Origin of the sequence: Campylobacter concisus (genome assembly GCF_902460595.1) — a bacterium.
GTDB lineage: Bacteria > Campylobacterota > Campylobacteria > Campylobacterales > Campylobacteraceae > Campylobacter_A > Campylobacter_A concisus_BL.
Genome location: NZ_CABPVA010000002.1, coordinates 149147 through 156202 on the forward strand (window position 1 = coordinate 149147; position 7056 = coordinate 156202).

The following is a 7056-nucleotide window of genomic DNA, read 5'->3' on the forward strand; positions in this document are numbered from 1 at the left end:
GCTAGATAAAATTTCTATTTAAATTTATCTGTTTTTCTGGGTTGGCTGGTTGGCTTGAAAAACTACTAAAATTTACACCAGCAAACGCAAATTTTTAAATTTAGCACTTCAAATTTCTTAAAATACTAAAAATAATATGTAAAAATTTACGTAAAATAATATGATTTTGCCTTGTGAGAGATAAAATTTGGAGTAAGAGACAAGTGAAAATTAAATTTGATCTGTTATGCGAGCATAAAACATCTAAATTCAAAAGATCAGAAGTGTAAAAACTTTTAAATTTAAATAACTAGAAGCGTCAAAACTTTTCAATTTAATAAAGTTAGCAGATTACAGGTGCGTTTTTTAAAAAAAGATATGCTATGCCAGCTTTGGTAAATCAAGCGTTTAAAATAGCTTATTTTTGTTTTTTAGAAAAATTATAAACCCTAAATACAAGATTTAAAATCGCACGAGTGCCATAAAGCTTTAAATTTGACGTAGTAAATTTAGCTCACAAATTTACCAAACCGACCTTCAAAACATGCTCTTTTAGGCTGCTTGGTACCTCGCCATTTTCAAGCGCCATTAGCTCGCTCACCCTTAAGACATAAAAGCCTTGCAAACTTCTGTTGGCACTTTTTTCAAGCTTTTTTGCTAGCGTGTCAAAGATATAAAACTCGGCCTCATTGCTAGCTAGCAAAAAGTCAGCCCCACTGTCAAATGCAGCAAAAATAATCTTACTAGCAAGCTTGCAAGCTAGCTCTTCATCGACCTTTAAAAGATCATATCCACAAGGCACTTTGGCGCTTAGCTCTATAAAATTTGCCTTGTAATCGCTTAAATTTGCAGACAGCTTATCTTTTATGGCTATCTTAAACTCTTTAAATTTACTAAGTTTTTCTATCTTTTCAAGCTCGTTTTCGTGCTTTTTAGCAGATTTTACGCCTAAAATTTCTTTGAAAAACTCAATCGCTTCGGTGTATTTTTCACTACCTTCAAAGAGTAGATCATCAAGCTCGCAGGCTATCAAAACGCCATTTTTAGCACTCATTAGTTTTAAAATTTCATCATTTTTCTCATTTTTGTAAAGATGATGAGCTAGCATTATCGCGGCAGCTCCTATAAAATTTGGCTCATAGTCTTTTACAAAATCAGCGTAAAAATAGGGCTTAAAGCTAGCGTAAAGCTCTTTGTCAGCTCTTTTGCAAAAGCTAGCAAATGGCTCAAATTTCGCCCAAAAGTCATCATCGTTTATGGCTAGATCTAAAACCGCTCTTTTTTCATCAAGCGGGGCTATGCAAAGCTCGCTGCCCAGTTTTTGAGCCAAATTTACAAGTGGCTGAGCGGTGCTAACTACGACGTCATTTACCTTGACAAAGCCATCAAATGGGCTAAAGTAGGGGTCTATGCTCTTTACGTGGGCAAAAAGCTCGTTTAAGTTTGCAAAGTCTGAAATCTCTAAAAAATAGGGCTTAAAATATGCCAAAACATCTCTTTTCGCGTCAAATCTAAAAATCTCAACTCTTTGCATCTGTATCCTTTTTTTGGGCTTATTTTATCCTAAATTTAAAAGGAGTTTCATTATAATAGCTCAATGGATAAAGAAAAATTTACGATTGCATGCTTTAGTAACGCATATATCGGCGATGATGCGGCGGTTGCTGGCAAAATGGTCTTTAGCAAGGACATTTTTGCGCAAAATTCGCACTTTAAGCTTGGTTGGCTAAGCCTTGCAGAGACCGGCTACAAGGCGATGATCGTAAATTTGTCAGATACGATCGTGATGAATGCTAAGCCAAAGTTTGCCCTTCTAGGGCTTAGTCTGCCAAAGAGCTTCACACCGCGCCAGATCAGCGAGCTAAGTAGCGGCATAAATAGGGCGTGCGAGGAGTTTGGCGTAAAGATAATAGGCGGCGACACGATAAGTAGCCCCATTTTAAACATAAGCGTCAGCGTGATCGGTGAGCTAAAGGGCAGGGCTGTGCTTAGAAAAAATGCTAAATTTGGCGATCTAGTCGCATTTACAGGCAAGCTTGGAGGCAGCCAAAAGGGGCTAAACTCGCTTCTAAGACTGGCTCAAATTTCAAAAAACTCACGCTTTAAAAAGCCTATCTTAAGAGATAAGTTTTTTTACAAAGCAGCTCATCTTATAAACTCCGCCATGGATATCTCAGACGGGCTAAATACCGACCTTGGCAAGCTTTTAAAGGCTAGCAAAAAGGGCGCTAAATTTACAAAAAAACTAAGCAAATTTGAGCTTAGTAGCGGCGAGGAGTATGAGGTTTTATTTACCTTTAGCCCTAAAAATTTAAGCGCCATTAAAAGGATCGCCGCAAAAACTAGGACAAAGATCAACATCTTTGCAAAAATTTCACACAAAAGGTTAAGACAAAATGCAAGAAGCCACCACTTTTAAGCCGCTCTATGCGCTCACTCATGCGCCCATCGAGGCATATTTTTCTAAAAATTCAGATGATTTTGTCGTGCGCGAGATACCACTTTATGAATTTAGCGGTGACGGCGAGCATTTGATCGTTGAAATTTCTAAAAAAGATATGACTACAAGCGACGCTTTGCACGCCTTAAGCGAGGTTACAGGGGCTAAGATGCGCGACTTTGGCTATGCTGGGCTAAAGGACAAGCAGGGCATGACGACGCAGTTTATCTCGATGCCTCGTAAATTTGAGAGTGCGCTTGCAAACTTTAGCCATGAAAAGATGAAAATTTTAAATTTAAACGTGCATAAAAACAAGCTTCGCATCGGACATCTAAAGGGTAATAGCTTTTTCATCCGCCTAAAAAAGGTGCTGCCAAGTAGCGCTAAAAAGCTCGAGCAGGCCTTTGTCAGCATCGATAAAATGGGCTATGCAAACTACTTTGGCTACCAGCGCTTTGGTAAATTTGGCGACAATGCTACAACTGGCCTTGAGCTACTTAAAAATGGCACGATAAATGGCAAAAAGAGCAAAAACGTAAAGCTAAATGACTTTTTGATCTCAGCCTATCAAAGCGATCTTTTTAACCGCTATCTTAGCAAAAGGGTCGAAATTTCAAGGTTTGTAAGCGACTTTATCCTAAGTGAGCTAGGCGAAATTTATAAAAAATTTAGCAAAGATGATCTAAAAGCGATGAAGGCGCAGGAGAGCTTTTTTAAGCTTTTGCCAGGAGAGGTTTTGGGGCACTATCCATTTGGCAAGCTCTTTTTGTGTGAAAATTTAGATCAAGAGGCACAAAGATTTGCTAAGCGTGATATCACAAGCCTTGGACTTATAGTCGGTGCAAAGGCCTATGAGGCAAGCGGCTTGGCAAAAGAGCTTGAGGATAAAATTTTCGCTGAGGCAGTTTCGCTTACTTCAAAGATCGCTGGCTCAAGGCGCTTTAACTGGGCGTATCTAGAAAACACAAGCTATAAATACAACGAAGAAAACGCTCATTTTAGCTTAAATTTCACACTTCAAAAGGGCTCATACGCCACGGTTGTGTTAGAAGAAATTTTGCATAAAAATATATTTGAGTAGGGTAAATTTTCGGACTTTCCTCTTTTGCGTAGTGCAAAAGCTACCGCTTACCGTGCCAGAGCGAAATTATAGCGGTTTTTGCTTAATTTCTAGCCTTAAAAATTAAACTTTGCGTTTTAATTATTTTCTTTATTTATAAGGAAGATTTGCAGACAAAAAGTGATTTTATAGGGAAAATGCTCTGAGTAAATATTTGGCGTATGTTTTATCAGAGATCGCATAAATTTTTATCTCAAAGCGCAATAAATTCAGCATTATTTATAGGTCGCAAATCGTATAAGTCCTCAAATTTCTCCATTATCTCGTGAGTAGCCTCCACAAAAGGCTCACAGCCAAAGTGCGGCACTACGCAAAAATCAACCAAATTTAATCCTGTAAAATCACTCATGTTTACACTACTTTTATCCATAAGCGTAGCATATCTCGTGTCTGGTGCGGCCACGATCGCCCCTGCTGACTCACCGACGTAAATTTTACCAGCTTTAACCGCGTTTTTTATAGCTTGTTCGGCGCACGATTTTCGCAGCTCATTAAGCAGATAAAATGTATTTCCGCCGCTTACATAAATGATGTCGCACTTATTAATAGTAGCTAAAATTTTATCATCTGCAACACAAAACTCATCACATTCAGAAATCTGCGTAACCAAGTTTTTAACACAAGAAATATCAATACGAGTCAGCTTCGCACCAAATTTTTCCAAAATTTTTACCGCTTCATCTACGTAAAAATTCACCTCTTCAAATTTTGCTGCCGTATCGATAAAAGCAACATGCTTACCTTGAAAATCTACCACTTCATTGATCTTGCTCGCAACCTCCGCGAAGTAGGAGCAAAGAAAAATATTTACCATTCCTTTATTCCTTTTAAAAGATATTTAAATTTAAGAGCCAATTATATCCGAAAATAAGCTTAAAAGATCCGCATTTTGCTGTCGCTCACAAGCTTCCCATATCTTGCACTACAGCTTAGGATTTAGAGATTTATATGGTTTGTATTTTTAGTATACATGGTTGAGTAAGTAAAATTTAAAAATTTAATTATGAATTTGAATGCAAAAATTTAAGGCAAAGTATCGCAATATTTTTTAAGAGTTTTTTCTCTTGTGATCGCAACTTCAAGTAGAAACAACGTAAAAATTTAGCGAAGATAAGAGATATAATCTATCAAGCCAAATTTTTACTAGTTTTATAAAGATAGATTTAAAAGGGTTGCTGGCTAAATTTAGCCGGTTTAAATTTAAAAAGGTCTAGCCAAAGCTAGACCTAAAACATTAAATTTAAGAAGTAAAAACTTAAGTTCTAAAGACGCTAAGTTTAGTATTTAGCGCATCTGTCATCTTATTTAGATGCTCAGCCGCAGAAGCTATCTCTTCGACGCTTCTAGCATTTTCAGATGAAATTTGATTGATCTCTGAGATGCCATCCATGATCTCATTTACATTCTTACCAGTTGCGATGTAGTCTTGCATAGTCTTATCTGACATCGCTATGGCGTTATTCATCGTTGCGCTCATATCATTTATCGTCTTTTCAACGTCGCTTGCCACATGGGTTAGCTCTTGAATTTGTTTAGAGTTGATGCCCATTTGCTCGCTGCTATCATTGATCGCTTGAACGATAACGTTGATAGTTGCATTTATCTCAGTTAGAGACTTTTGAGTTCTTTCAGCTAGCTGTCTAACCTCGTCAGCAACGACTGCAAAGCCACGTCCATGCTCGCCTGCTCTTGCTGCTTCTATGGCAGCGTTAAGTGCAAGTAAATTTGTCTGATCAGCGATGTCATTGATAACAACAAGGACTGATTTAACCTGCTCAGCGTCACGGCTAAGCTGCTCGATCTTGCCAGCCATTTGATTTTCTACATTAGCAGAGTCTATGATCTGAGATGATAGAGATCTGATAGCTTCAGTAGCTGTTTTTATATGAGTGCTTGCCTTTTGAAGATCATCTTTGCCAGCTTGAGCAATTGAAAGTGACTCTTTCATAGCTTCTTGCATAGACTTACATCTTTGATTTGTCTCTTCAACGATCTGGGTTGATTCTTCTACGCGTTTGCCTGTTTGAAGTGAGGTAGAGCTTAGCTCGTTTGCGACTGAGCTGTTTTCACTTGAAAGGTTTTTAGTGTCGCTTATAAGCACTCTTATGCGCTCTATGAAATTATTTATATCATTGCTTATTTTAGCTATCTCATCTTTGCCGTAGATTGGAATTTTAAGAGTAAAGTCAGATGTTATAGCATTTAAATTTGCTCCTAGTCTATCAATAGGATTTGCAACTAGCTTTTTAAGCAAGAAGATAGATACTATGATAAGAAGCAAAGTAACTATAATGCTTGCTATGATGAAGTTTTTGCTAACTACCTTTTGAGGTGTTAAAAAGTCATCAGTAACAGCTGAGCCAAGCACTATCCAGTTAAGCTTGTCAAATGGCTCAAAAGCAACTACTCTCTCAACTCCATCAACATTTATGAGTTTGACACCTTCTTTAGTTTTTACTATGTCATCAACTATATCTTTTAGCTGACCTTCTGGTGCTTTGCCAGCTAGTTTTGGGTGGATGTCATAGACATTTGTCTTTGTATTAAAGATAGAGAAGTAGCCACGCTCACCTAACTTCATTTGTGACATTGTCTTTTGAAGATCTTCTAGGCCTTCAGTGAAGTCGTAACCTATAAATAAAACCGCTACAACCTCGCCGTTTTGAATGACTGGCTCATAGACACACATATAGTTTCTGCCAAAAATATTTAATGCACCCACATATGTTTCTTTATTCATCATCTTTGGATAGATCGTTTTATTTAGCATACCAAGCGCTCTACTGCCATCATCTAGTAAAAGTGAGGTAGATACAGCAGCAAATTCATTGCCTGATTTTGCAAAGATGGTTGGGATGCCGCCGTTTGTTAGCTTTTTGATCTTATCAGAAATTTCATGGTTGTTGTTTAACACACCCATTTTATCTGAGATAAGCTCTAAAGCATCGTCATTTTCTGTTTTTATGGTTTGGCTAGTGGCTCTTATGTTGCCTAAAGCCTCTTTTAAGATATGCATATATAGTTTTGCATTATCTTCGTTATCTTCATCAAATAGCTCAACTGTGTCCATCGCAAGTGCAACGTTTTGCTGGATAGTTGTCTCTACTCCCTCCTTGATCTCACGCTCTAAGATATGTGACGTGTAGAAAACAAAGCAAGCCATACAAATGGCAAGAACTAAAGCGATGATCGCTGAGACCTTGACTAAGATGCTACGCAAATTCATCTATATCCTCCTTGGTTTAGATTTTAAGGGTTTATTATACAAATTTTTTCTCGTAAAACATATAGAATTTCGGGGAAAAATAATGAATTTTAAATTTTTGTTTGCTTTATATTTATAATTATAACTTTTATGAAACTGGAGCAAAAATTTATAAAAAATTGCTATTTAAATTTAGCTTTTTAAGCAAAATTTATAGTTTGGCAAAAGCAAGAAATTTGCGCTTTTGAGGGATTAAAATTTAAATTTGTATCGTTTTGTTGATTTGTCGTATATTTTATTAGATTGGCTTAA

General features: G+C 37.1%; 4 protein-coding genes and 2 pseudogenes. 2 read left to right on the top strand and 4 right to left on the bottom strand.

Annotated features, from left to right (window positions below; genetic code table 11):
* Nucleotides 1-493: 493 nt before the first annotated feature.
* Nucleotides 494-1513, bottom strand: a complete 1020-nt coding sequence (locus F3G86_RS05480; RefSeq protein ID WP_149723246.1) for an HdrB C-terminal domain-containing protein — start codon at nucleotides 1511-1513, stop codon at nucleotides 494-496.
* 63 nt (nucleotides 1514-1576) lie between these two features.
* Here F3G86_RS05480 and F3G86_RS05485 point away from each other — a divergent pair, with 63 nt between their 5' ends.
* Nucleotides 1577-2398: a thiamine-phosphate kinase gene (locus F3G86_RS05485; RefSeq protein WP_149723247.1), complete on the top strand. Its 822-nt coding sequence runs from the start codon at nucleotides 1577-1579 to the stop codon at nucleotides 2396-2398.
* Nucleotides 2376-3500 (top strand): tRNA pseudouridine(13) synthase TruD, encoded by a 1125-nt coding sequence (truD, locus tag F3G86_RS05490; protein ID WP_149723248.1) that lies wholly within the window; start codon nucleotides 2376-2378, stop codon nucleotides 3498-3500. Before F3G86_RS05485 ends, truD begins: the two co-directional genes overlap by 23 nt.
* Before the next feature lie 232 nt (nucleotides 3501-3732).
* Here truD and F3G86_RS05495 read toward each other — a convergent pair whose 3' ends face one another.
* From F3G86_RS05495 to F3G86_RS11205, 3 genes and pseudogenes are all read right to left on the bottom strand, one after another.
* Entirely contained in the window at nucleotides 3733-4353 is a 621-nt protein-coding gene (locus tag F3G86_RS05495; protein WP_149723249.1) for a Type 1 glutamine amidotransferase-like domain-containing protein, read from the bottom strand.
* A 441-nt stretch (nucleotides 4354-4794) separates the two neighbouring features.
* A pseudogene (locus tag F3G86_RS11200) lies at nucleotides 4795-5847 on the bottom strand (methyl-accepting chemotaxis protein); the annotation flags it as partial.
* Nucleotides 5848-5871: 24 nt separating this feature from the next.
* Nucleotides 5872-6765: pseudogene (locus F3G86_RS11205) on the bottom strand (Cache 3/Cache 2 fusion domain-containing protein); the annotation flags it as partial.
* Nucleotides 6766-7056: the final 291 nt, after the last annotated feature.